This window comes from Streptomyces sp. enrichment culture, assembly GCF_964272895.1.
In the GTDB taxonomy this organism is placed as follows: domain Bacteria; phylum Actinomycetota; class Actinomycetes; order Streptomycetales; family Streptomycetaceae; genus Streptomyces.
This window is the reverse complement of record NZ_OZ186832.1, coordinates 6,748,116-6,771,545: the sequence shown is the minus strand read 5'-3', so window position 1 is coordinate 6,771,545 and position 23,430 is coordinate 6,748,116. Positions and strand designations below refer to the sequence as shown.

Annotated in this window: 23 protein-coding genes; 9 read left to right on the top strand and 14 right to left on the bottom strand. The window is 73.5% G+C overall.

Annotated elements, in window-relative coordinates; genetic code table 11:
• Positions 1 to 10 precede the first annotated feature (10 nt).
• Both ACSU6M_RS30225 and ACSU6M_RS30220 read left to right on the top strand, forming a co-directional pair.
• Positions 11 to 718: a DUF4230 domain-containing protein gene (locus ACSU6M_RS30225; protein ID WP_437073955.1), complete on the top strand. Its 708-nt coding sequence runs from the start codon at positions 11 to 13 to the stop codon at positions 716 to 718.
• Positions 719 to 847: 129 nt separating this feature from the next.
• Positions 848 to 1,507 carry a VanZ family protein gene (locus ACSU6M_RS30220; protein ID WP_437073953.1) on the top strand — a complete coding sequence of 220 codons (660 nt, stop codon included), beginning with the start codon at positions 848 to 850 and terminating at the stop codon, positions 1,505 to 1,507.
• Here the strand turns inward: ACSU6M_RS30220 and ACSU6M_RS30215 are convergent.
• On the bottom strand, positions 1,504 to 1,746 hold the full coding sequence (locus tag ACSU6M_RS30215) for a hypothetical protein (protein WP_437073951.1): 243 nt from the start codon (positions 1,744 to 1,746) through the stop codon (positions 1,504 to 1,506). The genes ACSU6M_RS30220 and ACSU6M_RS30215 overlap by 4 nt on opposite strands.
• A 44-nt stretch (positions 1,747 to 1,790) precedes the next feature.
• The gene (locus tag ACSU6M_RS30210; RefSeq protein WP_437073950.1) at positions 1,791 to 2,816 is read right to left on the bottom strand and encodes a DNA topoisomerase IB; all 1,026 of its coding nucleotides are present in this window, start codon (positions 2,814 to 2,816) and stop codon (positions 1,791 to 1,793) included.
• 83 nt (positions 2,817 to 2,899) lie between these two features.
• Here ACSU6M_RS30210 and ACSU6M_RS30205 point away from each other — a divergent pair, with 83 nt between their 5' ends.
• Positions 2,900 to 3,919, top strand: a complete 1,020-nt coding sequence (locus ACSU6M_RS30205) for a PHP domain-containing protein (RefSeq protein ID WP_437073948.1) — start codon at positions 2,900 to 2,902, stop codon at positions 3,917 to 3,919.
• A gap of 142 nt (positions 3,920 to 4,061) precedes the next feature.
• Here the strand turns inward: ACSU6M_RS30205 and ACSU6M_RS30200 are convergent, their stop codons facing one another.
• On the bottom strand, positions 4,062 to 5,681 hold the full coding sequence (locus ACSU6M_RS30200) for a helix-turn-helix domain-containing protein (protein WP_437073947.1): 1,620 nt from the start codon (positions 5,679 to 5,681) through the stop codon (positions 4,062 to 4,064).
• A gap of 173 nt (positions 5,682 to 5,854) precedes the next feature.
• On the opposite strand from ACSU6M_RS30200, the gene ACSU6M_RS30195 reads away from it, so the two are divergent.
• Entirely contained in the window at positions 5,855 to 6,883 is a 1,029-nt protein-coding gene (locus ACSU6M_RS30195) for an SDR family oxidoreductase (RefSeq protein ID WP_437073946.1), read from the top strand.
• 109 nt (positions 6,884 to 6,992) lie between these two features.
• On the opposite strand, the gene ACSU6M_RS30190 is transcribed toward ACSU6M_RS30195, so the two are convergent.
• The 3 genes from ACSU6M_RS30190 to ACSU6M_RS30180 all read right to left on the bottom strand — a co-directional run bounded on the left by ACSU6M_RS30190 (position 6,993) and on the right by ACSU6M_RS30180 (position 9,561).
• Positions 6,993 to 7,223, bottom strand: a complete 231-nt coding sequence (locus ACSU6M_RS30190; RefSeq protein WP_437073944.1) for a hypothetical protein — start codon at positions 7,221 to 7,223, stop codon at positions 6,993 to 6,995.
• Positions 7,224 to 7,296: 73 nt separating this feature from the next.
• On the bottom strand, positions 7,297 to 8,580 hold the full coding sequence (locus ACSU6M_RS30185) for an ROK family protein (RefSeq protein ID WP_437073942.1): 1,284 nt from the start codon (positions 8,578 to 8,580) through the stop codon (positions 7,297 to 7,299).
• Between the two features lie 78 nt (positions 8,581 to 8,658).
• A complete protein-coding gene (locus ACSU6M_RS30180; protein WP_437073941.1) occupies positions 8,659 to 9,561 on the bottom strand; it encodes a DUF3626 domain-containing protein in 903 nt (300 codons plus the stop codon).
• 72 nt (positions 9,562 to 9,633) lie between these two features.
• Here ACSU6M_RS30180 and ACSU6M_RS30175 point away from each other — a divergent pair, with 72 nt between their 5' ends.
• From ACSU6M_RS30175 to ACSU6M_RS30165, 3 genes are all read left to right on the top strand, one after another.
• Positions 9,634 to 10,128, top strand: a complete 495-nt coding sequence (locus ACSU6M_RS30175) for an FBP domain-containing protein (protein WP_437073939.1) — start codon at positions 9,634 to 9,636, stop codon at positions 10,126 to 10,128.
• 41 nt (positions 10,129 to 10,169) lie between these two features.
• Positions 10,170 to 11,405 carry an FUSC family protein gene (locus ACSU6M_RS30170; RefSeq protein WP_437073938.1) on the top strand — a complete coding sequence of 412 codons (1,236 nt, stop codon included), beginning with the start codon at positions 10,170 to 10,172 and terminating at the stop codon, positions 11,403 to 11,405.
• An 85-nt stretch (positions 11,406 to 11,490) separates the two neighbouring features.
• Positions 11,491 to 12,681 (top strand): lactonase family protein, encoded by a 1,191-nt coding sequence (locus ACSU6M_RS30165; RefSeq protein WP_437073936.1) that lies wholly within the window; start codon positions 11,491 to 11,493, stop codon positions 12,679 to 12,681.
• A 23-nt stretch (positions 12,682 to 12,704) separates the two neighbouring features.
• Here the strand turns inward: ACSU6M_RS30165 and ACSU6M_RS30160 are convergent, their stop codons facing one another.
• On the bottom strand, positions 12,705 to 13,424 hold the full coding sequence (locus tag ACSU6M_RS30160; RefSeq protein ID WP_437073934.1) for a DUF2470 domain-containing protein: 720 nt from the start codon (positions 13,422 to 13,424) through the stop codon (positions 12,705 to 12,707).
• 137 nt (positions 13,425 to 13,561) lie between these two features.
• On the bottom strand, positions 13,562 to 14,170 hold the full coding sequence (locus tag ACSU6M_RS30155) for a TetR/AcrR family transcriptional regulator (protein WP_437073933.1): 609 nt from the start codon (positions 14,168 to 14,170) through the stop codon (positions 13,562 to 13,564).
• A 108-nt stretch (positions 14,171 to 14,278) separates the two neighbouring features.
• On the opposite strand from ACSU6M_RS30155, the gene ACSU6M_RS30150 reads away from it, so the two are divergent.
• Positions 14,279 to 15,757, top strand: a complete 1,479-nt coding sequence (locus ACSU6M_RS30150; RefSeq protein ID WP_437073932.1) for a cytochrome P450 — start codon at positions 14,279 to 14,281, stop codon at positions 15,755 to 15,757.
• 25 nt (positions 15,758 to 15,782) lie between these two features.
• On the opposite strand, the gene ACSU6M_RS30145 is transcribed toward ACSU6M_RS30150, so the two are convergent.
• From ACSU6M_RS30145 to ACSU6M_RS30120, 6 genes are all read right to left on the bottom strand, one after another.
• Positions 15,783 to 16,664: a sigma-70 family RNA polymerase sigma factor gene (locus ACSU6M_RS30145; RefSeq protein WP_437073930.1), complete on the bottom strand. Its 882-nt coding sequence runs from the start codon at positions 16,662 to 16,664 to the stop codon at positions 15,783 to 15,785.
• Positions 16,661 to 17,398, bottom strand: coding sequence for a PIG-L deacetylase family protein (locus tag ACSU6M_RS30140; protein ID WP_437073928.1), 738 nt, complete (start codon positions 17,396 to 17,398; stop codon positions 16,661 to 16,663). The genes ACSU6M_RS30145 and ACSU6M_RS30140 overlap by 4 nt, the downstream gene beginning before the upstream one ends.
• A 91-nt stretch (positions 17,399 to 17,489) precedes the next feature.
• Positions 17,490 to 18,791, bottom strand: a complete 1,302-nt coding sequence (locus ACSU6M_RS30135) for an alpha/beta fold hydrolase (RefSeq protein WP_437073926.1) — start codon at positions 18,789 to 18,791, stop codon at positions 17,490 to 17,492.
• Between the two features lie 122 nt (positions 18,792 to 18,913).
• Positions 18,914 to 19,933 carry a LacI family DNA-binding transcriptional regulator gene (locus ACSU6M_RS30130; RefSeq protein WP_437073924.1) on the bottom strand — a complete coding sequence of 340 codons (1,020 nt, stop codon included), beginning with the start codon at positions 19,931 to 19,933 and terminating at the stop codon, positions 18,914 to 18,916.
• 48 nt (positions 19,934 to 19,981) lie between these two features.
• Entirely contained in the window at positions 19,982 to 21,319 is a 1,338-nt protein-coding gene (locus ACSU6M_RS30125) for a BNR repeat-containing protein (RefSeq protein WP_437073922.1), read from the bottom strand.
• Between the two features lie 16 nt (positions 21,320 to 21,335).
• Positions 21,336 to 21,656 carry an L-rhamnose mutarotase gene (locus ACSU6M_RS30120; protein ID WP_437073921.1) on the bottom strand — a complete coding sequence of 107 codons (321 nt, stop codon included), beginning with the start codon at positions 21,654 to 21,656 and terminating at the stop codon, positions 21,336 to 21,338.
• Between the two features lie 379 nt (positions 21,657 to 22,035).
• Between ACSU6M_RS30120 and rhaI the strand changes: the two genes are divergently transcribed.
• Positions 22,036 to 23,196 carry an L-rhamnose isomerase gene (rhaI, locus tag ACSU6M_RS30115; protein ID WP_437075414.1) on the top strand — a complete coding sequence of 387 codons (1,161 nt, stop codon included), beginning with the start codon at positions 22,036 to 22,038 and terminating at the stop codon, positions 23,194 to 23,196.
• Positions 23,197 to 23,430 lie beyond the last annotated feature (234 nt).

The following is a 23,430-nucleotide window of genomic DNA, read 5'->3' as shown; positions in this document are numbered from 1 at the left end:
GGGACGGCCGATGACGGGCATTCGGACAGCACGGAGGAAGGAGACCCCCGTGACGACGACCCGTGGAACCAGAGCCCGGCACCCCCGGCTGCCCCGCTGGGCCTGGGCGGCCGGCAGTGTGCTGCTGGTGCTCGCCCTGCTGGCCGCCGGGCTCGCGCTGAGCGCGCTGCCGGGGCTGAAGGACGTCTTCGGCACCGAGACCCGCGACCGGACCGGCCCGCCGCTGCTCGAATCGATCCAGGACATCAGCCGCTACGAGGCCGCGTCCGGCGCCTTCCAGGTGGTGGTGGACCTGGAGAAGGACGCGAAGTACCTGCCGGACGCCGTCCGCGGCACCCGCACCCTGTACGTCGGCGCGGGCACCGTCGACGCCTATGTCGACCTCGGCGAGGTCGGCGCGGACGACGTCCGGGTGGACGCCGAGCGCACCACGGCCACGCTGCGGCTGCCCCGCGCCCGGCTCGGCAGGCCCGCCCTCGACCCCGACCGCTCCTACGCCGTCTCCAAGCAGCGCGGTCTGCTGGACCGGCTCGGCGACCTGTTCTCCGACAACCCGAACGGCGAACAGGCCGTGCAGCAGCTCGCGGTGCGGCACATCGCGGACGCGGCGAAGGAGAGCGGGCTGACCGAGCGCGCCGAGCGCAACACCACCGGCATGCTGCGCGGCCTGCTGCACTCCCTCGGCTTCACCCGGGTGCGGGTGACCTACGGCGACTGACGGCGCCGCGGCCGAACCGCGACCCCGGCGCCGGAGTTGCGGCGACGGCGGGACACCGCGCCCGGCATGCGCCCGCCGACGCGGGGTAACCGGGGTGTCACCCACGGAAGTTGACGGCTGGAGGACCGAATGCGGCGCGCTTTTCCGCTCGTACGCCCGCGACGGCGCCCTCGTCCGGCGACGGCCCGGAGCGAGGTGCGATCGCGTCACCGCAACGCATCACGGTGGTGGCGGCCCCGCTCCGCGGCACCCGAGGCGGAGGGGCGGCCGCGTCCCCGCGGTGTGCTGCCGCGTCGGCGCCCGCGCTCCGCGGCGCCCGGGACCGAGGTGCGGCCGCTGCCGCTTCCCGTGCGGCTGCTCGCGATGGCGGCCGCGTTCGTGTGCATGGTGGCCTTCTCGGTCGTGCTGGCCCGGCTCACCCTGGAGCCGTCCCCGGCCTCGGAGGCGCTGACCCACAGCAATCTGCACCCCGGCCGTTCGCTGCGCGCCTACCTGAACGGGCCCGACCCCCTGGACGCCGTCCGCCAGATCGGCGGGAACCTGCTGCTGGGCGTCCCCTTCGGCGTCCTCGTGCCGGTGCTCGCCCCGCACGCCCGCGGCCTGCTCCGCGTCCTGCTGCTCACCGCCACGGTCATGCTGCTGGTCGAGATGGCGCAGGGCGCCCTGGTCACCGGGCGCGCCTTCGACATCGACGACGTGCTGCTGAACACCGCAGGCGCCCTCGTCGGCCACCGCCTGCTCGGCCGTCGCCTGGGCCGCGCGGTGCACGCGCGCCGGCACGCGGTCTAGCGGTGGCGGGGTGTCCAGGTGAATTTGTCGCCGCCGACCCAGCGGACCACTTCCGGGTCGTCCAGGTCGTGCACCGTGATGCCGAAGGCGGCGGCCGTCTCCAGCACGTCGGTGATGGTCCGGGCCTCACCGACGACCTCTCCGTCGATCTCCATGATCCGGAAGGGCGGCGTACCCGGCTGGACGCCGAGCACCATGATCCTCGGATGGGAGATGTGCGGGCTCGCGATTTCGGTCATGTCTTAGAGAGTAGAGCGGATCCGGCCACGGTGACCGGTCCGGTTCATCCGGTTCGTCCCTCCAGCAGCTCCAGCACCGCCGCCTCGATGCCACCCTGGGTGGCCGGACGGCCGAAGGCGCCGTGCTCCCCGAGCCGGGACAGGGCGGGCGCGATGGTGCGACCCTCCTCGAACCGTTCGAAGACCAGCGGGTCGATGTAGGAGGAGCGGCACACGGCCGGGGTGTTGCCCAGGTAGTGGCTGACCTCCCGCACGGCCCGCGCGATCTGCCGGCGGCGTGCGGTGGCGCTGTCGCGGGCGTCCTCGGTGGTCACGGCGAGGGCGACGGCCGCCAGGACGGTGGCGTGCCAGGTCCGGAAGTCCTTGGCGGTGATCTCGGTCCCGGCCAGCCGCCGCAGGGCCTCGTTCAGGTCCTCGCCGCGCAGATCGTGCCAGCGGCGGCGCTCCCAGTAGACCAGCAGCCGCTCCCCGCCGCGCCGGCGCCGCAGCAGGGCGCGGACGACCGCGCAGACCTGCTCGTCGACGAGCGCGCGGACCATCTCGGTGCCGCCCTTGGCCGGATAGCGGAACGCGATCTCCTCACGGCCGCAGGTGACGTGCTCGCGCAGCATCGTGGTCAGACCGTAGGTCTCGTTACGGCGGGTGTGGCGGTCGCTGCCGATCCGGAAGAAGCCGAGGTCCAGCAGGCGTACCGCGCACGCGGTGACCCGGGTGCGGCTCAGCCCCCGGTCGGCGAGCCCGTCGGCGACCCGGACGCGCAGCTCGGGCAGGGCGCGGGCGACCTCCCGGACGTGCTCGTGCTTGGCCTTCTCCTGCCGGGCGCGGAACTCCTCGTGGTACAGGTACTGCCGCCGCCCGGCGTCGTCGGTGCCCACGGCCTGGAGGTGGCCGTCGGGCAGCGGGCAGATCCACACGTCCCGCCAGGCGGGCGGGATGACCAGCGCGCGGATCCGGGCGAGCTGCGCGGGGTCGGTGAGCGGCCGGCCGTCGGTGTCCCGGTAGCGGAAGCCGCGTCCGCAGCGCACGCGCGAGAAGCCCGGCCGGTCGCAGGACACAGTACGCAGTCTCACGGCCTCAGGGAGTACCCGCGCCCCCGGACCGCAAACGGGTGCGGGCCGCCGGGGCTCGGGCAACCCTGGAGGAGGAGGTGGCCATGGACCCCGTACAGGCACTGGAACGGATCGCGTTCCTGCTGGAGCGCTCCCTCGCGCCGTCGTACCGCGTACGCGCCTTTCGTACGGCGGCCCGGACGCTGGACGCGCTGGGTCCGCAGGAGGTGCGGCGGCGGGCGGACGCCGGGACGCTGGAGGCGCTGAAGGGGGTCGGCCCGAAGACGGCGCAGGTGGTGCGGGAGGCGCTGGCGGGGCAGGTGCCCGGCTATCTGGAGAAGCTGGAGGGCGAGGCCGCCGACGCCGCGGTGGCGGCCGACCGGCCCGGCGCGGCGCTGCGGGCGCTGCTGCGCGGCGACTGCCATCTGCACTCCGACTGGTCGGACGGCGGCAGCCCGATCGAGGAGATGGGCCGGGCGGCCGCCGCGCTCGGCCACGAGTGGGCCGCCCTCACCGACCACTCCCCCCGGCTGACGGTGGCCCGCGGACTGTCCGCCGAGCGGCTGCGCGAGCAGCTGGACGTGGTGGCCGGCCTCAACCGCACCTGGGCGCCGTTCCGCCTGCTCACCGGCATCGAGTGCGACATCCTGGAGGACGGCACGCTGGACCAGGACCCGGAGCTGCTGGACCGGCTGGACGTGGTGGTCGTCTCGGTGCACTCCAAGCTGCGCATGGACGCCCGCGCGATGACCCGCCGGATGGTGCGGGCCGTACGCGATCCGCACGCCGACATCCTCGGGCACTGCACCGGGCGGCTGGTCACCGGCCGGGGGCGGCCGGAGTCGCAGTTCGACGCGGACGAGGTGTTCGCCGCGTGCGCCGAGTCCGGCACCGCCGTGGAGATCAACAGCCGGCCGGAGCGGCTGGACCCGCCGCGGCGGCTGCTGCGGCAGGCGGTCGACTCGGGTGTGCTCTTCTCGATCGACACCGACGCGCACGCGCCGGGCCAGCTGGACTGGCAGATCCTCGGGTGCGCGCGGGCGGAGGAGTGCGGGGTGCCCGCCGAGCGGGTGGTCACCACATGGCCGGTGGAGCGGCTGCTGGAGTGGACGCACGGAGGGTGACCCGGATCACCATGAAGCCGGACATACGGCGGAACACCGACGGACGGTTGCACGTTGAACAGAACGTGGGCGCACGCACCCACCCCCAGCCGCCCCGGTCGTGATTCCCCCGTCACGGCCGGGGCTCCCCCTTCTCCCTGGGCTACTCCTCAGGGTCGCCCGCGGCCGCGGGGTCGATGTCCTCGCCGACGGTGTACACGTCCTTGATCTTCACCTCGGACACGCCCCGGCCCTCCGGGAAGACCCGCCGCCAGTCGCCGACGACGTGCAGCTCGTCGGTGCCCATCGCGCGGACGACCAGCAGGCCCTCCTCGTGCCCCTTGTACGCCTTCATCCAGAGGTTGGCGAACGCCTGGGAGCGGATGATGTGCATCCAGTCCGGGCGGTACAGCTCCCGGTTGTAGTTCGACTCGCCCATGGTCGAGACGAACTTGGAGTACATCGCCTTCACATACTCCAGCGTCACCTCGTCGCCCTCGGCGATGGCCCGGTCGCGGGCGTCCTTGAGGGCGACACGGAACTTCTCCAGCAGGCTCTCGGTGGCGCCCGAGGTGAACGACTCGTGGATCTGCGGCGGGTCGCACAGCCCGTACTTCGGTCCCGACAGCCTCAGCAGCAGCCGCAGCGTGGGCTCGGTGACCCACAGGGGGCCGGGCTCGTCGCGGTTGCCGATGGGGTTGGGCAGCTCGTCGCCGTGCTCCCAGGCGGGCGGGGTGATCAGGTGGACGCCGGAGCGGCGGCGGTCGTGGTCGAAGCCGGTGGAGTGCTCCAGCTGGCCGATCGGCAGATGCGTCTTGAGTGCCGAGAGGTAGGCGCCGTTGATGTCGAGCGCGGTCACCTCGTGCGCGCCCGGCGGCAGGGCGGGGCGGGCCCACTTGGGGCGGGCCTCCCAGATCTGGTCCGCGCCGCGGGCGGTCTGCTTGCGCAGGATGTCCGGGATCCAGGGGTGCGCCACGATGTCGTAGCGGCCCCCCTTGCGGGTCTCGTCCAGCAGCTCCATCGCGTCCGGGATCGCCCGCTTGACCAGGGCCGCGGTGGCCGCCTCCAGATCGCCGCCGTGCTTGTCCAGGGCCGCGGCGACCTTCTCGCCGATCAGGTCGGGCGCGTCGGAGGCGGCGGTGCGCAGTCGGCGGCCCACGGGGACGAGACGGACGGATCCGGACTGGGGCCGCGCCGTCGCGGGGTCCTTGCGGGGGGCGGGCGCCGGCCGGGCGGAGGGGGCCGGGGAGGCGGAGCGGGCCTCGGAGCCCGAGGGGGACGGGGAGGCCGACGAGGACGGGGAGGGCGACGGCGACGACGGCGGGGAGGGCGTGCCGCAGTCGGCCGGGTCCAGGTGCTGCGGGAAACCGGCGACCTGATGACGGGCGGGGGCGCCGCACAGCACGCAGGGGCGGGGTTCCGTGAGGGCCTCGACGTCGTCGGGACCGGCGGCGTCCGGGCCGGGGTCGTCGGCGGACTCGTCCGGCTGCTCGCGCTCCCGCTGCTCCCCCTCGACGGGCTCCTGGACCGTCGCCTCCCGCTCCGCCAGCTTCGTACGGGCGCCGTCCAGGAAGTAGGCGTACTTCTCGCGCGTCTCGCCGCTCGGGTCGCGGCCCGTCTCCCAGCCCGCGACCGTGGACGGGCTGACGCCGAGGGCCTGGGCGACCTGGGCACGGGAGAGGTTCAGGCCCTCCCGCAGCAGGCGCCGCTCCTCGGCCGGGGGCAGCGGGGCTTCCTGGCGGACGCCGGCCAGCAGGGCGTCGATGGCGTCGAAGCCGGTCATCGGGCCACCGCCCGCGGTTCGTGCTGCGGGCGCACCGGCGCGGCCACCGACGGATGCACCCGTTCTCCCAAGTTCCGTGCCACGTCACGCACCCTACCGACTTCCGCGTTCGGCCCGCCCCCACCGGGTACTCGGGCAGCCACCGTCCGGCGAACGGCCGAGAGGAGCCGACAGTGAGCAGCACAGCGGGCAGCAGGATCGTGGTGACCGGGGCCACCGGGAACGTGGGCACGAGCGTGGTGCGCCTGCTCGCGGAGGACCCACGGGTGGAGTCGGTACGGGGGCTGGCCCGGCGGCTGCCGGAGTGGACGCCCGCGAAGACCGAGTGGTCGGCGGTCGATCTGGCCGACGAGCGGACCGATCTCGCGCGGGAGTTCGAGGGCGCCTCCGCGGTGGTGCATCTGGCGTGGGCGTTCCAGCCGACGCACGATCCGACGGTGACCTGGTCGACGAACGTGCTGGGTTCCATCCGGGTGTTCGAGGCGGCCGCGGCCGCGGGCGTGCCGGCGCTGGTGCACGCCTCGTCGGTCGGCGCGTACTCGCCGGGGCCGAAGGACCGCCCGGTGGACGAGTCGTGGCCCACGCACGGCTGGCCGGACGCCGCGTACTGCCGGGAGAAGGCATATCTGGAGCGGACCCTGGACGCCTTCGAGCGGGAGCACACCGAGATGCGGGTGGTGCGGATGCGGCCGGCGTTCCTGTTCAAGCGGGAGTCGGCGAGCGAGCAGCGGCGCATCTTCGGCGGGCGGTTCCTGCCGGGTCCGCTGGCCCGTCCCGACCTGCTGCCGTTCCTGCCGGACGTCCCCGGACTGCGGGTGCAGGCGCTGCACACCGACGACGCGGCCGAGGCGTACCGGCTCGCGGTCCACGCGGAGGTGCGCGGGGCGTTCAACCTGGCCGCCGATCCGCCCCTCGACGCGGCGCTGCTCGGCGAGATGCTCGGCGCCCGCCCGTTCCGCCTCTCCCGCTCGGCCGCCCGCTCCGCCATCGCCGCCGCCTGGGGCGTCCGCCTGCTCCCCGCGTCCCCGCACCTCTTCGACGCGGTGCTCCGGCTGCCCCTGATGGACAGCACGCGGGCCCGCACGGAACTGGGCTGGGAGCCGAGGCACACGGCGACGGAGGCGGTGGAGGAACTGCTGGAGGGACTGCGCCAGGGCGCTGGCGCGCAGACGGTTCCGATGCGGGGGCGGAAGGTGGGGTGAGGGGGCATTGACGACGGAGGGGACGAAAGCGGGGACGAAGGCGGGGTGCTTCCCCGCCTCCCTCACGCCGAAGGCTCGTCCCTGTGCCGAACCGCTCGTCCCGCTCGTCCTACGCCGAAGGCTCGTCCGGCACCGGCTGCTCCGGATGCGTGCCCGACGCGTGCGGCGCGCCCCGCCGCCCGGTGCCCGCCTCGTCCGTGTCGGGGACGTCGGGCGCCGCGTCGTCGGCCGTGTCCTCGGAGAGCTCGGGAGCCGCGTCCCAGCGGTCCTCGGTACCGGCACCCGCCTCCTGGTCCTGCATGTCACGCGGTACGGGCGTACCCTCGCGGTCCTGGTTCATGGCGCGCTCCTTTCCGCCCGGCATGCTGCGAGCCCCACGCGGGTACCGCGGCCGGCACCAGGCGAAACGCCGCTCACTGGGCGGCGCGCTCCTGGAGTGCCGTACGCCAGGCCGGAGCCGGTCCCGTGGGGACGGGTTCCCGGCGCCCGCCGCGGGCGAAGAAGTCGGCCAGCGGCAGGATCGCCGCGCCGACGGTCACCGCGTCGGGCCCGAGCCGGCCGAGGTCGACGGTGACCTTCTCGGCGGGGTGGCGCAGGGCGTAGGAGACGGCGTGACGGCGTACCGCGGGCAGGAAGTGCGGGCCGAGCTGGAGACCGGCCCAGCCGCCGATGAGGATGCGCTCGGGCTGGAAGAGGTTGATGAGGTCGGACAGCCCGGCGCCGAGGTACTCGGCGGTCTCCTCCAGGACGCCCACGGCGACCGGGTCGGGCTCGGTGCCCTCGGGCGGGTACGCGGCGGTGAGCATCGCGGTGAGCGCGGTCTCCTCGTCGGCACCCTCGGGCGGCCGCCCGCCCGCCTCGCGCCAGCGTTCGAGCAGCGACTCGGCACCGGCGTACGCCTCCAGACAGCCCAGCGCGCCGCAGCGGCAGCGGCGCCCCCGGACCCGTACCGTCAGGTGCCCCCACTCGACGGCACGGCCGTGCTCGACCTCGGGGGTGACGAGGCAGGCGCCGACGCCGGAGCCGAAGAGGACGACGACGGCGTTGCGGGCGCCGCGGCCGGCGCCGAACCACATCTCGGCCTGGCCGAGGGTGCGGGCGCCGTTGTCGATGAAGAAGGAGACGGTGTCCGGGAGCCGTGAGCCCTCGCGCAGCAGCGCCTCCAGGGGGACGGCGTCCCAGCCGATGGTCTGGCCGTGCACGACGGCGCCGTGGGGGGTGTGCTCGACGATGCCGGGGACGCCTATGCCGACGCCGAGGAGCCGGTCGGGGGCGATGCCGGTGGCGGCGAGGACCTCGTCGACGCCGTCGCGGATGTGGGCGGCGACGACGTCGGCGTCGTAGCGCTGGGGGGCGAGGGGGCGTTCGGTGCGGGCGAGTTCGGTGAGGGTGAGGTCGAACAGTTCCACGCGCACGCGGGTCTCGCCGACGTCGACGCCGATCATGTGGCCGCTGCCGGGGGCCACGCGCAGCAGGGTGCGCGGGCGGCCGCCGTCGGAGTCCACGCTGCCGGCCTCCTCGACGAGGCCGTCGGCGAGCAGGTCGGCGACCACATTGCTGACGGAGCCGGAGCTCAGGCCGGTGGCCGGGCCGAGCTCGAAGCGGCTGAGCGGTCCGTCGAAGTAGAGCCGTTGCAGTACGGCCGTGCGGTTGGCCCGCCGCAGATCCCGTACCGTACGCCCGTTCCGCCCCGCCATGTGGCTCCCTTCGCCCCCTGCCCGACCTGCAACATACCCTCGGGACCGGGCCCCACGCGACATCCGACAGCCCTTAATTCACGTACTGATCGAAGCGATCCCCTCCGGGGCCCCCTCCTCGCCCTCCCCCGCACCCGCCCCCTCGGGCGACCCGAAGCGGGCCAGCGTGTGCCACACCATCTTCAGATCCTGCAGCGCGTACCGCCCGCTGCGGGCCGCGTCCCCGATGATCCGCGGATCCACGACCCCGCCCTCGGCGATCCGCGCCCCGAGCTCGGCGTACTCGGCCCCGCGGTAGTGGGCGTGCCGGCGAAGGGCGGCGACGGTGATGCGGTAGCCGGGGTGCCACTCCACCGGGCAGGGCAGCAGCCGGGCCTCCGCCTCGACCTGCGTACCGCGATAGCTCGCGTCCAGCACCAGCGCCTCCACGTCCCGCGCCAGCTCGACACCGCCGTGCACATGGGCCTCGATGTAGTCGTTGAGGGCGTCCCGCTCGTCCGCCTCCGCGAGGGCCACCAGAGCCATCCGGCCGGCCACCCCGAAGTCCACGGGCTCGGCGGCGCTGTCGGGGTAGCAGAAGCTGGCGCGGGCGAGAACGGCCCCCTTCAGGCGGAAGTGCGAGGAGCCGAAGCGGGGTGCCGCGCCGACGCTGCGGCGGCGGACGTCGAGGGCGCCGTAGACCGGCCGTTCGGTCGCGGGAGCCGTGTCGTACGCCCCGCCGAAGATGCGGCTCTCCCAGCGCCACCGGTCACCCCCGCGGTGGGCTGTGAGGCCGCCGTTGCTGGTGCCGGTGACCCACTGCGAGTGGTAGGCGCCGTCGTGGGCCAGGGAGCGCAGGACGGAGAGGCCGGCCGACCGGCGGTCGGGGTGGAAGTTGAGGGTGATCCGCAGGTCCGGGTCGAGGGGCGGGCCCGAGGAGCGGGCCGTGACGTGGGTCAGTGCGGCCGTCGACCACGGTGTGGCGGTGGCGGTGAAATCCATTGGATCCCCTCCCCTGGGCTACCTATCCTAGGTCGGTCCCTAAAAGGTTTAGGTTTCTGGAAGGCTGCCCTCATGAGGTCACTCGGCGAACGCGACATCCGCAACTCTTTTGTGAACTGCTCCAAGGGCGAGGCGAAGCGGCTCGCGGTGCCTCGGGATCTTGAGGAGCAGCCGTGGGACGATCTCGACTTCCTCGGATGGCGGGACCCCGGGGCGCCGGACCGGAGTTATCTGGTGACCGAGCGGGACGGGCGGCTGGTGGGCGTCGCGCTGCGGTTCCCGTCGGCGCAGCGCGGGTTCCTGCACCGCAGCATGTGCTCGCTGTGTCTGACCGTGCACCCCGGCAACGGCGTGTCCCTGATGACGGCCCGCAAGGCGGGCACGGCGGGCCGCGAGGGCAACTCGGTGGGCCTGTACATGTGCACGGATCTCGCCTGCTCCCTCTACCTGCGCGGCAAGAAGGTCCCCGAGTCGGGCCCCCGCATCAAGGAGTCGCTGACCGTGGAGGAGCAGATCGCACGGGCCACCGGGAATCTCTCCGCATTCCTGGACAAGCTGTACACCTGAGACGTGTTCGACCCGCCCTCCGACGGGGAACAGCCCAAAGGATGCGCGTGGTACGTGAGTGGCCCGCGCCGCTCGTGCGCATGGCGAGGCGGCGCCGGGAACCTGTGGTGGTGCAAGCGCTGCGGTCCTCGGCCGCGGCGACGATCGCGTATGTCATCGCTCTGCGCCTGAGTCCCGACGACGCGCCGCCGCTCACCGCTCCCCTCACCGCGCTGCTGGTCGTCCAGGTCACCCTCTACGCCACCCTCACCAACGGCGTCCGCCGGGTGAACTCGGTGGTCGCGGGCGTCCTGGTGGCCATCGCGTTCAGTCTGCTGGTGGGCCTGACCTGGTGGAGCCTGGCGCTGCTGATCGTGGCCTCGCTGGCCGTGGGCCATCTGGTCAGAGTCGACGAGTACGTCCCCGAGGTCGCGATCAGCGCCATGCTGGTCCTCGGCGTGACCGCCGTCGGCGACTACGCCTGGGCGCGGGTGGTGGAGACGCTGATCGGCGCGGTCGTGGGCCTCGCCATCAACATCCTGCTGCCGCCGCCCGTGTGGGTCGGCGAGGCGGGCGAGTCCATCGAGGGGCTGGCCCGCCGGGTGCGCCAGCTGATGCTGCGCCTGGGCGAGGAGGCCGCGGGCCGGACACCGTTCGCGCGGGCGGCGGCCCGGCTGCACGAGGCGCGGCGCCTGGACCACGACATCGTCGGCGTGGACGCGGCCCTCCGGCAGGCCGAGGACAGCCTGCGGCTCAACCCGCGCGTGCGCGAGGGCCTGCTGTACCGGATCGTGCTGCGCACCGGCCTGGACACCCTGGAGATCGTCACCGTCGTCCTGCGCGTCCTCGCCCGCACCCTCACCGACCTCGCCAAGGAGCGCGAGCCGGAGCCGCTGTTCGAGGAGGAGACCGGTGCCGTCCTTGAACAGCTGCTCTCCGAGATCGCCGACGCGGTGGTCAGCTTCGCCGTCCTCGTCACCACCCACGTCAGCGAGAACGCCGAGTCCGCGGAGGCCCGGCTCACCGCCGAACTGCGCCAGGCGGCCACGACCCGCGACAAGCTGGCGGACCTGCTCCTGGCGGACGTACGCGACGATCCCGCGCAGTGGCAGCTGCGGGGCGCCGTGCTGACCGAGGTCAACCGCATCATCGACGAGATGGACACGGAGCACCGCTCCCGCCGCCTGCTGGAGGAACTGGACCGCTGCGGCCAGGAGCAGCGCGAACGCCTCCCCTGGCTGGCCTGGATCCGCGAACGCGTGGGCGCCCCGCTCCGCACCCGCGCCCGCTCCCGGTGAGCCGCCCCCGCTTTGCCCTCGGGCCGCGGTCGCGCCAAGGTGGGGGGCTGTGAGCTGGCGACCGGTGAGTCGGGAGGGTCGGGGTATGGCGGGTGGCGGGTGGAGCAGGCGGCGGGTTCTGGGGGCGGGGGCGCTGCTGCCGGTGGTCGGCTGCGGCACGTCCGCGCCTCCGGCGGGCGGCCCTGAGACCTCCTCCTCCGCGTCGCACAGGCCCTCGGTCTCCCCCGCTCCCACCCCGCGACCGGCCGGGCCGCGGCCTCTCTGTCTCGGTACCTACACCTCCGCCGAGGGGGGCGGGCGGGGGATCGGGCTGGCCTCCTACGACCCGGAGAGCGGGCGGGTCAGCGGGGGCGGGCTGCTCGCGGCGGTCGAGGATCCGTCGTATCTCGCGGTGCACCCGGACGGGCGGACGCTGTACGCGGTGAGCGAGCGCGAGGACGGGGCCGTGACGGCGGTGCGGCCGGCCGATCGCCGGGTGCTGGGGCGGCGGCCCAGCGGTGGGGCGGCGCCGTGCCATGTGTCGGTGCATCCGAGCGGGCGGTGGCTGCTGACCGCGCACTACGGGTCCGGAAGCGTGGCCGTGCATCCGATCGACGGCTCGGGGGCGCTCGGCGAGCGCACCGACGTCGTCACGCACACGCGGCCGGCGCCCGGGCAGGGGCAGGAGGGGCCGCACGCGCACCAGTTCGTCACCGGGCCCGACCCGGAGACGGTCCTCGCGGTGGACCTCGGGACGGACACCGTCTACAGCTACCGCCTCGACCTGCGCCGGGGCACCCTGGAGGAGGTCGGGCAGGAGCGCGTCCGGGCGGGGGCGGGGCCGCGGCACCTCACCTTCCATCCGGGGGGCCGGTACGCGTATCTGGCCAACGAGCTGGACAACACGGTGAGCGTGTGCGCGTACGACCGTGACAGCGGGCGGCTGACGGCCGGGGAGCCGCAGCCGACGGGGACGGGGGCCGGCGAGAACTATCCGGCGCAGCTCGTGGTCACCGGGGACGGGGCGTTCGCCTATCTCGCCAACCGGGGGCACAACAGCATCACGCGGTACGCGGTGGAGGAGGCCGGCGCGCGGCTGAGGCTGCTGGACACCGTGCCGGTCGGCGGGGACTTCCCGCGGCACATCGCGCTGTCGCCGGACGGGCGGCTGTTGTTCGCGGCGAATCAGCGGTCGGGCACGGTGAGCGTCTTCCGGGTGGACGCCGGGAGCGGTGAACTGCGGCTCGCGGGGCCGCCGTTCGCGTCACCGGCCGCGGTCTGCGCGCTGCCGCTGTAGGGCCGGGGGAAGCCGGGCCCGCGTCACCGGTCGCGGTCTGCGCGGTGCCGTTGCAGTGCGCGGGGGCAGGCGGCGGAGGCGGCCTGGGCGAGCAGGACGTGCATGCGCTCGGTGAGCTGGGCGACCGTGTCGGCGGGGGCGTGGAAGGGCAGGCGTACGTCGCCGTGGGCGCGGGCGCGTTCGATGCGCAGGGTGAGGCCGTGGCGGTCGACGGCGAGCGGGCGGACGCGGACGGCGCCGTGCAGGCTGTCGGGTTCGACGAGGCGGGTGAGGCGCTCGACGGCGTCGGGGTGGGCGTCGGCGAGGTGGGTCAGCAGATGCGCCTCGGCGCCGGCCAGCGGGTCGGGTGCGGCGGCGGTGAAGTCGGCGAGGCCGACGAGTTCGGCACCGGAGGGCCGGCGCAGCACCACGCGGGTGGGGCGCAGCGCGAGACCGCCGTCCTCGGGGGCGAACCAGCCGGCGATCCACAGGCGGGCGCGGATCCGGTTGCGTACGGGGACGGGGGCGACGTCGGCGAACTCCAGGACCGCGGACGGCTCACCGCGCGGCGCGCAGATCGCGGCGGCCAGCAGTGCGCTGTCCTCGGGTGCCCGCAGCAGCACCCGGCCGTCCTCGGTGACGGTGTGCGCGCCGACCAGCTCCTCCCGGCCGCCGTCCGCGGTCACCGCGCACGACCAGGCCGTGGCGAGCACCGATCGCGCCCGCTCCGCCGCGCCGGGCACGGCCGTCCAGGTGTCACCCATACGTCGTCCTCCTCATTAGGTAAGGCTCACCTAACCTATCGGAGATCACGCCGGTCGCCAAGCACGTCCGGCGCGGGGGTCGCCCGTCGCAGGCCCTCGCGCATGAAGGCGCATCCCGAGGTGCGGGCCGCTGCCCCTCAGCCGTTCACCACGCCCAGCAGCGCCCGTGCGCACAGGTCCCTGACCTGATCGCGGGTCAGGTCCGGGCCGCGCAGCCACTCCAGGCACACGGCGGTGGTGAAGGCGAGCCACCCGCGGACGGCGAGAGGGAGGTCGGGGCGGGTGGCGAAGGCGGGGCCGAACTCGGGGTCGGCGGCGAGGGCGGCGAGGATCTGCTCTTCCTGGGCGGCCAGGGCACGCCGGTAGACACGGCGGACGGCCTGGTCGCCCGCGGCGTCGGCGCGGTGGAAGGCGCGGTAGCCGTGGGCGTGGGACTCCACGTACTCCAGATAGGTGTCGAGGCCGGCGGACAGCTGCTCGCGGACCGGGACACCCGGCACCGCCGCCGTCATCCGCAGCATGCGCTCGCTCTCGCGCTCGACGACCGCCGCGAAGAAGTCCCGTTTGGTCGGGAAGTAGTGGTAGAGGAGGCCGCGGGAGACGCCGGCGATCTCGGCGACCTGCTCGATCCAGACGTCGTCGTACGGGTTCTCCGAGAACAGCCGCGCCCCGACCGACAGCAGCTGCTCACGGCGCAGCTCGGTGCTGAGCCGGCGGCGTGTGCGCTCACCCTGGTTCGCGGCCATGCCCGCACTCTACTTGACGTGGGTTCAACAACGGCCCGAGACTGGCCGCACTGTTGAACCCGCGTACAACAGCGGTCGACGGGCCGCTGGATCAAGGGAGATCACGTCATGGCGGAGACGACACCGGACGGGCTGCCCCGGGGATTCCGCAGCGCCGAGCAGGGCTGGCCGGAGCTGCACCGCATCCCGCACCCGCCGCGCCGCGTCCCTCTGCTGGGCGATGTGCTGGGCGTGAACCCACGCTCGCCGCTGCAGGACTCCATGCGGCTCGCGCCCGAACTGGGGCCGATCTTCCGGCGGCGGGCGTTCGGCCGGGAGTTCGTGTTCGTGTGGGGCGCGGAGCTGGTCGCCGAGCTCGCGGACGAGTCGCGGTTCGCCAAGCATGTCGGGCTCGGCATAGCCAATCTGCGGCCCGTGGCCGGGGACGGGCTCTTCACGGCGTACAACCACGAACCGAACTGGCAGCTGGCCCACGACGTGCTCGCGCCCGGTTTCAGCCGCGAGGCGATGGCCGGGTACCACCCGATGATGCTGGACGTGGCCGCGCGGCTCACCGCCCACTGGGACGCGGCGGAGGCCGCCGGACGGTCCGTGGACGTGCCCGGTGACATGACCAAGCTGACGCTGGAGACGATCGCCCGCACCGGCTTCGGCCATGACTTCGGCTCCTTCGAACGGGACCGGCCGCACCCCTTCGTCACCGCGATGGTGGGCACCCTCGGCTACGCGCAGCGGCTCAACACCGTGCCCTCGCCGTTCTTCCTGCGGCGGGCCGCGCGCCGCAACGCCGCCGACATCGGGTATCTGGAGCGCACGGTCGACGAGGTGGTACGCGCCCGGCGGGCGTCCGGCGGCAGCGGCGACGGGGACCTGCTGGACCTGATGCTCGACACCGCCCATCCGCGGACCGGCGAGCGGCTGTCCGCCGAGAACGTCCGGCGCCAGGTGATCACCTTCCTGGTCGCGGGCCACGAGACCACCTCGGGCGCGCTGTCCTTCGCCCTGCACTATCTGGCCCGCCACCCGGAGATCGCCGCCCGCGCCCGCGCCGAGGTGGACCGGGTGTGGGGCGACGCGCCGACGCCGGGGTACGAGCAGGTGGCCAAGCTGCGTCAGGTCCGCCGGGTCCTGGACGAGTCGCTCCGGCTGTGGCCCACGGCGCCCGCGTTCGCCCGCGAGGCCCGGCGGGACACGGTGCTGGCCGGGACGCATCCGATGCGGCGCGGGGCGTGGGCGCTGGTGCTGACGGGGTGTCTGCACCGTGACCCGGACGTGTGGGGGCCCGATCCCGAGCGGTTCGACCCGGACCGCTTCGACGCGGCCGCGGTGCGCTCCCGGCCGCCGCACACCTTCAAGCCGTTCGGCACGGGCGCACGGGCCTGCATCGGGCGGCAGTTCGCCCTGCACGAGGCCACGCTGGTGCTGGGGCTGCTGCTGCGCCGCTACGAGCTGCTGCCCGACCCGGACTACCGGCTGCGGGTCGCCGAGCGGCTCACCCTGATGCCGCAGGGTCTGCGGCTGGGGCTGCGCCGGCGGACCGCCCCGGCGGGCGAGGGCAGGCCCGCCGGGGCGCGAACCCACCGCTGAGACGCGGTTGCTGCGCGGGCGGCGCTCACTGCTCCGCGAGGGCGGAGAGGTCCAGGCGGTGCAGCCGCTCGGGGTCGGCCAGGATGTACATGCCGGTGATCCGGCCCTCGGCGACGGTGACGCCCATGAGCGACAGCACCTGACCGTCCACCACACTGGCCACGCCCACCATGTCGCCCAGCAGCACCAGGCGCCCGTACGGGGCGAACTGCCGGAAGGTCAGCGCCTGTTCGGCGACCGGACCGGCACCCCGGACCACCTTGGACGCGGCGGCCCCGCCGACCAGCGGACCGGAGTCCGCGCGCAGCACGACCTCCGGGTGGAGCAGCGAGACCAGGGCGGCGAGGTCGCCTCCGCGGGCGGCGGCCAGGAAGGCGTCCAGCACCTTGCGCTGCCGGCCCAGGTCGGCGTCGACGGGCGGGGTGGCCCCGCGCACCCGCCGCCGGGCCCGGCTGGCGAGCTGCCGGGTGGCGTCCGTGCTGCGCTCCACGATCGGCGCGATCTCGTCGAACGGCACCGCGAACATGTCGTGCAGCACGAACGCCAGCCGCTCCGCGGGCTCCAGGTTCTCCAGCACCACCAGCAGGGCGAGACCCACCGAGTCGGCCTGGAGCACCTCCTGCTCGGGGTCCACCACGGACAGCGGCCGCACGACGGGGTCGGGCACGAACGTGTCGTCCATCGGCTGCTCACGCCGTGCGGCGCGCGAGCGCAGCATGTCGAGACAGACCCGGCTGAGCACGGTGGTGAGCCAGCCGCCGAGGTTGCGTACGCCGCTGACATCGGCGCCGCGGTACTTCAGCCATGTCTCCTGCACGGCGTCGTCCACCTCGGCGAGGGAGCCGAGCATGCGGTAGGCGACGGCCCGCAGATGGTCGCGATGCGCCTCGAACGCCTGCGCCGTCACCGGCTGAACAGCTCGAAGGTCACGGCGGGCCTGCCGCCGAAGCGGGCGGCGGCGGCCTCGGCGTTGCCGGTGAGGAAGCCGCGCACGTACGTCTCCGGGTCCTCGGTCGTCAGGGCCTCGATGTAGCTGCGGTGTTCCAGCAGCGAGCGCACCGCCCGCTCCAGGCCGGCGGTCGCCTCCACTGCGTGGGTGGGGGTGCTGGAGCCGGCCACCGCGACCCAGCGCACGCCGTTCCAGGGCTCCAGGCCCTGCTCGGTCAGCTCCGGGAAGATCCAGCGGTTGCCGGCGTCGGCCGCCGCGTCCAGGGTGGCCCGGCCGACGGCCACGTGGTCGGGGGTGTTCCAGGCGACGCCGCCCCAGGTGTCGCGGTGGTTGAGGGTGATGACCAGTTCGGGGCGGTGGCGGCGGATCGCTGCCGCGATGTCACGGCGCAGGGCGGTGCCGTATGCGATGACGCCGTCCCGGTGATCCAGGAACTCCACCTCGGACACGCCGACGACCGCCGCGCTGGCCCGCTGCTCCTGTTCGCGCAGCGGGCCGCACTTGGCCGGTTCCAGGGTGTCGATGCCGGCCTCTCCGCGGGTGGCCAGGACGTAGACGACCTCGCGGCCGGCGTCCGTCCATTGGGCGATGGCCGCGGAGCAGCCGTATTCCAGGTCGTCGGGGTGGGCGACGACCGCGAGGGCGCGCTGCCAGTCGTCGGGCATCGGCTGGAGCTGGATGATCTCTGTCATGGGGTGCAGAGTAGCGCCGTAGGGGTAACTGCCTTCCTTTGACCGCGGGTTCGTGGTGGTTGCTCGCGCAGTTCCCCGCGGCCCCAGGGGGTTACACCTCGTCTCGGACAAGAGCCAGGAGTCGGTCCAGTACCTTCGGGCCGCCCGCCCTCACTCCGTCGTGCTCGAACTCGTCCGTCACCCAGGTGCGCAGGCCCCGGACGGCGCGAGCCGTCTCCAGGGAGTGGGCCGTGTCGACGTACATGTCGTCGTGGTAGATCGCGGCCGCCACCGGCACCTCGTTCGCGGCGAGGCGGGACGTGTCGTACAGCGGGGTCCAGTCGGTGCGGGTGGCGAGGAGGCCGGCGGTCTCGGCGAGGGGGCGCAGGGCCGGGTCGCAGTCGAACATCCAGGGGTGGATGCTCTCGCCGGTGAACAGCAGGGGGCCGTCGCCGGTGAGGGTCTTGGCGGCGTCGAACTGGGGGAACTGGGCGCGGACGCGTTCGGCGGACCAGGCGGTGGGGCGGGAGTCCTGGGCGTAGATGGCCTCGTGGACGAGGGCGTAGAGGGGGTGGCCCGCGTAGGAGAGGAGGCTCTGGACCTCTTCCTGGAAGGCGTCGGACAGGGCGGGGCCCTGCGGGGTGGGGACGAAGGCGTTCTCGAGCAGGAAGTGGAGGCGGTGGGTGCCGTCGCCGCTGCCGAGGAGGATGCCGAGGGACTGGAACGCCTCGACGGTGAGGCGGTAGCCGTTCGGGAGGGTCACCTCGTGGTGCAGAAGGTGCTCGGCGATGGCGCGGGCGCGGTCGACGTCCTGCGGGTAGCGGGCGTAGTGGGCGGCGACCTTGCGCTCGATGCGGGGGTAGGCGGCGCGGTAGACGTCGTCGGCGTGGGCGTGCAGGGAGGGCAGGCCGCCGGTGATGAGGGCGGCGGCCAGGCCCTCGGGGGCGGTGGAGAGGTAGGTGACCGTGCAGAAGCCGCCGAAGCTCTGGCCGAGGACGGTCCACGGGGCGCCGCCGGTGACCTGGGGCCGGATGGCCTCGCAGTCGCGGACGATGGAGTCGGCGCGGAAGCGGGTGAGGTAGTCGGCCTGCTCGGCCGGGCCGCCGCGCAGCGGGAGGGTCTGGCGGTTGGCGGGCGTGGAGTGGCCGGTGCCGCGCTGGTCCAGGAGGAGGACGCGGTACTCCTTCAGGGCGCGGCCGAGCCAGGCCGGCTTGCCGATGAAGCGGTTGGCGCCGAAGCCGGGGCCGCCCTGGAGGTAGACCAGCCATGGCAGGCCCTGGTGCGCCTTGTCGCTCGCGACGACCTCGCGGGCGTACAGCTCGATCGTCTCGCCCGCGGGGTCGTCGTGGTCGAGCGGCACGGTGAAGCGGCGGTCGGTGAGGACGACGCCGGGCTGGCGGTAGCTCTGGGTCAACGGTGCTCCCGGTGCGGTCGAGAGCCTGGATCGCAGGCTCCACGTGCAGGTCTGCTCCCAGTCCAACACAGGCACCGGCTGCTGCCGAACCCGGGGATCATGAACCGTTACTGAACCGCCGCTCAGCGCGCCGACAGGCTGGAGCGGCGTACCACCAGCTCCGGCTGGAGCACGACCCGGCGGTGTTCGTGGACCGTGTCGCCCTCCTCGGTCTCCTCCAGCAGCAGCTCGGCGGCGAGGGCGCCCATGGTGACGGCGGGCTGGCGTACGGAGGTCAGGGGCACCGCCGCGGCGGCCGCGAACTCGATGTCGTCGTAGCCGACGATCGCCAGGTCGCCGGGGATGTCGACGCCGGCCGCGTACATCGCCTGCAGGACACCGAGGGCGAGCAGGTCGTTGGCGCAGAACACGGCGGTGGGGCGGTCGGCCAGGCCGAGCAGCCGGGCGCCGGCGTCCCGGCCGGCGGCGACGTCGAGACGCTCGGTGGGCAGCTCGCGCAGGCACTCGGGGCCCAGGCCGGCCTCGGCGAGGGCGTTCAGGGCGCCGGTGCGGCGGTCGCGGACCTGGTTGAAGCCGGGCGGGCCGCTGACGTACGCGATGGAGCGGTGCCCGGCGTCGATCAGGTGCCGGACCGCGAGCGCGCCGCCCGCCACGTCGTCCACGGACACCGAGCACTCGCTGGCGCCCTCGGCCACCCGGTCGACCAGCACGAAGGGGATGCCGTGCCGGCGGAAGGAGGCGATGTTGCGGCCGGTGGCGTCGGCGGGCGTGAGCAGGACGCCGCGCACCCGCTGCTCGGCGAAGAGCGCCAGGTACTCGGCCTCCTCGCCGGCGCTCTCGGCGCTGTTGCAGACCATCACGCCGAGCCCGGCCTCGCGGGCGGCCCGCTCGGCGCCGCGCGCCACGTCCACGAAGAAGGGGTTGCCCATGTCGAGGACGAGCAGCCCCATGATGCGGCTGCGTCCCGCCCGCAGCTGGCGCGCCGACTCGCTGCGCACATAGCCGAGCCGGTCGATCGCGCTCAGCACCCGCGCGCGGGTCTCGGTCGCGACGGTGTCCGGGCGGTTGATGACGTTGGACACCGTGCCGACGGACACTCCGGCGGCGCGGGCGACGTCCTTGATACCCACCGACTGGGCCATCGGGCGAAGTCCTCCAGGTGTACGGGGAGCGGCGGGAAGGTCTTCACACTACCGCCGTCCCGCGCCGTGCGGCCCCGGCCGGCGGGGCAGGGCGAAGTCCACGACGTGCAGGGGCGAGGGGGTGGTTCCCGTCGACCGCTCCTGGTACAGGAACGACAGCACTGCGTCGGCGGCGATCCGCGTCTCGTCCACGACGACCTCGCCGAAGGCGTTCAGCCCGTCCCCGTCGAACAGCAGGGTCCAGTCCGTGTGGCCGGAGTCTCGGGAGGCCGCGGCGATCCGCCCGTACGGCAGGACGGCGTAGGCGTTGTCGTAGGCGTCCAGGACCAGGCGGGTGCGCTGGCTGGAGCCGAGCGGGACGGGAATCTCGGTCTTGCGCCAGCGTCCGCAGGCGTCCTTGCGCAGGTGGTGGACGCGGGCGTGCCGGACGCGTTCGGTGACGTAGTCGCCGGTGCGCGGGCCGAGGCGGACCGGCACATGGCTGATGAGCGCGTGCGGCCGGCCGGCGGAGTCCACGGCCTGGCTCTCCTGGTTCATCAGGCAGTGGTCGGGGCCGAGAGGGTCGACGGTCACGCCGGGTGAGGTGACGCCGACCGTGCCGAGGGGTGTTCCCGCGTCGTTGCGCCAGGTGCGCCCTCGGTCGTCGGAGTACACGTACCCGGTGTCGTGGTTGGTGAGGCCGCCGGGGGCGGCCAGGACGCCCGGGTCCTGCTCGCGCCAGGTGAAGAAGGCGTGCAGCCGGCCGTGGCGGTCGTAGTCGAGGCCGTGCAGATACATGTTGCGGGCCCTCGAGGTGCCGTAGCGGCCGGTGGAGGCGGACCACTCCCCCAGCGCCCGCCATCGCGTGCCGTCGTACTCCGCGAGGGCGTTGCGCCCGTCGCCGGACACCCCGTCCCGGTAGCTGAGCTGGAGCAGCCCCTCGGGGGTGGTGAGGAACTGCGGATAGGTGAAGCGCGGGGTGAGCGCGAGCCCGTCCAGGGTCGTCCGAACGGGGCCCAGGGCGGCCGGGGTCCAGGCGGTGGCGGCCGGTTCGTCGAGGAGACCGGCGGCCGAGCGGACGCAGAAGAAGGCGTCGCTGTGCGCGTCGAGGACGATGTGCAGCCGCCCGTCGACGGCGCAGACGCCCATCGAGATGACGTTGTGGGAGTCGTCGTACCGCAGGCGGTGGCCCACCGGCACGGTCTCCCAGGTGTCCGCGCCGAGGGCCCGTCGGCCGACCACGGCGGACCGGTCGGCGGTGTACCAGGCGGCGTACTGGTGTCCCCGGTAGGTCAACAGGCCGTGTTTCTGGAAGGAGTTGTTGTTGACCAGGCCGTCGTAGGAGACGAAGTACAGGGCGCGCTCGTCCAGCCGGGAGGTGCCTCGCAGGGTGACGGACGGTTTCATCGGGGACCCTCCCGGCTCAGGCGAGGTGGAAGACTTCCGTGAGGGGCTTCATCGCCTCGTCCGGGCGGGCGCCGTCCAGCGACTCGAAGTACGGCGCCATCTCCTTCTGCCAGCGGGCGTTGACCTCGGTGGCCTCCATGCCGGCGAGGGCGGCCGGGAAGTCCTCGGTCTCCAGGTAGCCGACCAGCAGGCCGTCGTCGCGCAGGAAGAGGGAGTAGTTGCGCCAGCCGGTGGCGGTGAGCGCCTGAAGCATCTCCGGCCACACCTCGGCGTGGCGCTCGCGGTACTCGTCGATCCGGTCCTGGCGGACCTTGAGCAGGAAACAGACGCGCTGCATGGTGAAGTACCGCCTCGTCACTCGGAGTTGTCGTGGTCGATGTTCTTCGCGTCGAACCCGGCCGGCCTGCCGGGACCGGTCGCTGGGGCCGGGACCGACCGCCGGGACCGGACCGACCGCTGGGACCGGGACCGACCGCCGGGGCGGAGCAGTCCGCTGCCGCAGCGTGAAAGGTTTCAAGCGGATTGCCGGGGACGTTAGGCACCTCCGCCGCGCGGCGTCAATGGGGCCGCGTCGAAAGATTTTCGAAAGGTGAGGCTCCGTTCCGGGTGCTCGAGACGGTCCTGGACAGAGGGGTTGACACGTTCTTCGGGGGCCCATAGCTTCCCGTTCTGAATCGTTTCATAGAGGAGCCTTCCGACTGATGCAGGAGCCCGAAGTGACCGACCTCGCCGCGGTGAAGGCCGCGCTGAAGACCCAGGCCGTCGAGACGCCGTCGTGGGCGTACGGGAACTCGGGGACCCGTTTCAAGGTGTTCGCGCAGCCGGGTGTGCCGCGCACGCCGTACGAGAAGGTGGACGACGCGGCCCAGGTGCACGCGTTCACGGGGGTGGCCCCGACGGTCGCCCTGCACATCCCCTGGGACAGGGTCGACGACTACGCCGCGCTGGCGAAGCACGCCGAGGAGCGCGGGGTGCGGCTCGGGGCGGTCAACTCCAACACCTTCCAGGACGACGACTACAGGCTGGGCAGCATCTGCCACCCGGACGCGGCCGTGCGCCGCAAGGCGGTCGATCATCTGCTGGAGTGCGTCGACATCATGGACGCCACGGGGTCGCGCGATCTGAAGCTGTGGTTCGCCGACGGGACGAACTATCCCGGCCAGGACGATGTCCGGGCCCGGCAGGACCGGCTCGCCGAGGGGCTCGGGGAGGTGTACGCGCGGCTCGGCGAGGGGCAGCGGATGCTGCTGGAGTACAAGTTCTTCGAGCCGGCGTTCTACACCACCGACGTCCCCGACTGGGGGACGGCCTACGCGCACTGTCTGAAGCTGGGGCCGAAGGCGCAGGTCGTGGTCGACACGGGGCATCACGCGCCGGGCACGAACATCGAGTTCATCGTGGCGACGCTGCTGCGGGAGGGGAAGCTCGGCGGGTTCGACTTCAACTCGCGCTTCTACGCGGACGACGATCTGATGGTCGGGGCCGCCGATCCCTTCCAGCTGTTCCGGATCATGTACGAGGTCGTGCGCGGTGGGGGGTTCACCTCCGAGGTCGCGTTCATGCTCGATCAGTGTCACAACATCGAGGCGAAGATCCCCGCGATCATCCGATCGGTGATGAACGTTCAGGAGGCCACGGCCAAGGCGCTGCTGGTGGACCGGGAGGCGTTGACCGCGGCCCAGGCCGCCGGAGACGTGCTGGCGGCCAACGGTGTGCTGATGGACGCCTACAACACGGATGTGCGGCCGCTGCTGCGTGAGGTGCGGCAGGAGATGGGCTTGGATCCCTCGCCGCTGGAGGCGTACGCGCGGTCCGGGTGGGCCGAGAAGATCGTGGCTGAGCGGGTGGGAGGGCAGCAGGCCGGTTGGGGCGCGTGAGCGTCTGCCGGGTTGTTGTTCGTTCCGGCACGTGAGCGTCTGCCGGGTTGTTGTTCGTTCCGGCGCGTGAGCGTCTGCCCGGTCGCCGTTCGTTCCGGCGCGTGAGCGTCTGCCGGGTTGTTGTTCGTTCGCGCTGCGGGTCTGTCGCGGCTGATCGCGCTCGGGGCGGCAGCCGCATATCGATCACAGCCCCGCGCATCAACCACAGCCCCCCATATCCACCACAGCCCGCGC

What these genes read in the sequence shown, in the direction of transcription:
- ACSU6M_RS30225 (WP_437073955.1), top strand. Translation starts at nt 11, where the DNA reads ATGACGGGCATTCGGACAGCACGGAGGAAGGAGACCCCCGTGACGACG.
- ACSU6M_RS30220 (WP_437073953.1), top strand. Translation starts at nt 848, where the DNA reads ATGCGGCGCGCTTTTCCGCTCGTACGCCCGCGACGGCGCCCTCGTCCG.
- ACSU6M_RS30215 (WP_437073951.1), bottom strand. Translation starts at nt 1,746, where the DNA reads ATGACCGAAATCGCGAGCCCGCACATCTCCCATCCGAGGATCATGGTG.
- ACSU6M_RS30205 (WP_437073948.1), top strand. Translation starts at nt 2,900, where the DNA reads ATGGACCCCGTACAGGCACTGGAACGGATCGCGTTCCTGCTGGAGCGC.
- ACSU6M_RS30200 (WP_437073947.1), bottom strand. Translation starts at nt 5,681, where the DNA reads ATGACCGGCTTCGACGCCATCGACGCCCTGCTGGCCGGCGTCCGCCAG.
- ACSU6M_RS30190 (WP_437073944.1), bottom strand. Translation starts at nt 7,223, where the DNA reads ATGAACCAGGACCGCGAGGGTACGCCCGTACCGCGTGACATGCAGGAC.
- ACSU6M_RS30185 (WP_437073942.1), bottom strand. Translation starts at nt 8,580, where the DNA reads ATGGCGGGGCGGAACGGGCGTACGGTACGGGATCTGCGGCGGGCCAAC.
- ACSU6M_RS30180 (WP_437073941.1), bottom strand. Translation starts at nt 9,561, where the DNA reads ATGGATTTCACCGCCACCGCCACACCGTGGTCGACGGCCGCACTGACC.
- ACSU6M_RS30175 (WP_437073939.1), top strand. Translation starts at nt 9,634, where the DNA reads ATGAGGTCACTCGGCGAACGCGACATCCGCAACTCTTTTGTGAACTGC.
- ACSU6M_RS30170 (WP_437073938.1), top strand. Translation starts at nt 10,170, where the DNA reads ATGCGCGTGGTACGTGAGTGGCCCGCGCCGCTCGTGCGCATGGCGAGG.
- ACSU6M_RS30165 (WP_437073936.1), top strand. Translation starts at nt 11,491, where the DNA reads ATGGCGGGTGGCGGGTGGAGCAGGCGGCGGGTTCTGGGGGCGGGGGCG.
- ACSU6M_RS30160 (WP_437073934.1), bottom strand. Translation starts at nt 13,424, where the DNA reads ATGGGTGACACCTGGACGGCCGTGCCCGGCGCGGCGGAGCGGGCGCGA.
- ACSU6M_RS30155 (WP_437073933.1), bottom strand. Translation starts at nt 14,170, where the DNA reads ATGGCCGCGAACCAGGGTGAGCGCACACGCCGCCGGCTCAGCACCGAG.
- ACSU6M_RS30150 (WP_437073932.1), top strand. Translation starts at nt 14,279, where the DNA reads ATGGCGGAGACGACACCGGACGGGCTGCCCCGGGGATTCCGCAGCGCC.
- ACSU6M_RS30140 (WP_437073928.1), bottom strand. Translation starts at nt 17,398, where the DNA reads ATGACAGAGATCATCCAGCTCCAGCCGATGCCCGACGACTGGCAGCGC.
- ACSU6M_RS30130 (WP_437073924.1), bottom strand. Translation starts at nt 19,933, where the DNA reads ATGGCCCAGTCGGTGGGTATCAAGGACGTCGCCCGCGCCGCCGGAGTG.
- ACSU6M_RS30125 (WP_437073922.1), bottom strand. Translation starts at nt 21,319, where the DNA reads ATGAAACCGTCCGTCACCCTGCGAGGCACCTCCCGGCTGGACGAGCGC.
- ACSU6M_RS30120 (WP_437073921.1), bottom strand. Translation starts at nt 21,656, where the DNA reads ATGCAGCGCGTCTGTTTCCTGCTCAAGGTCCGCCAGGACCGGATCGAC.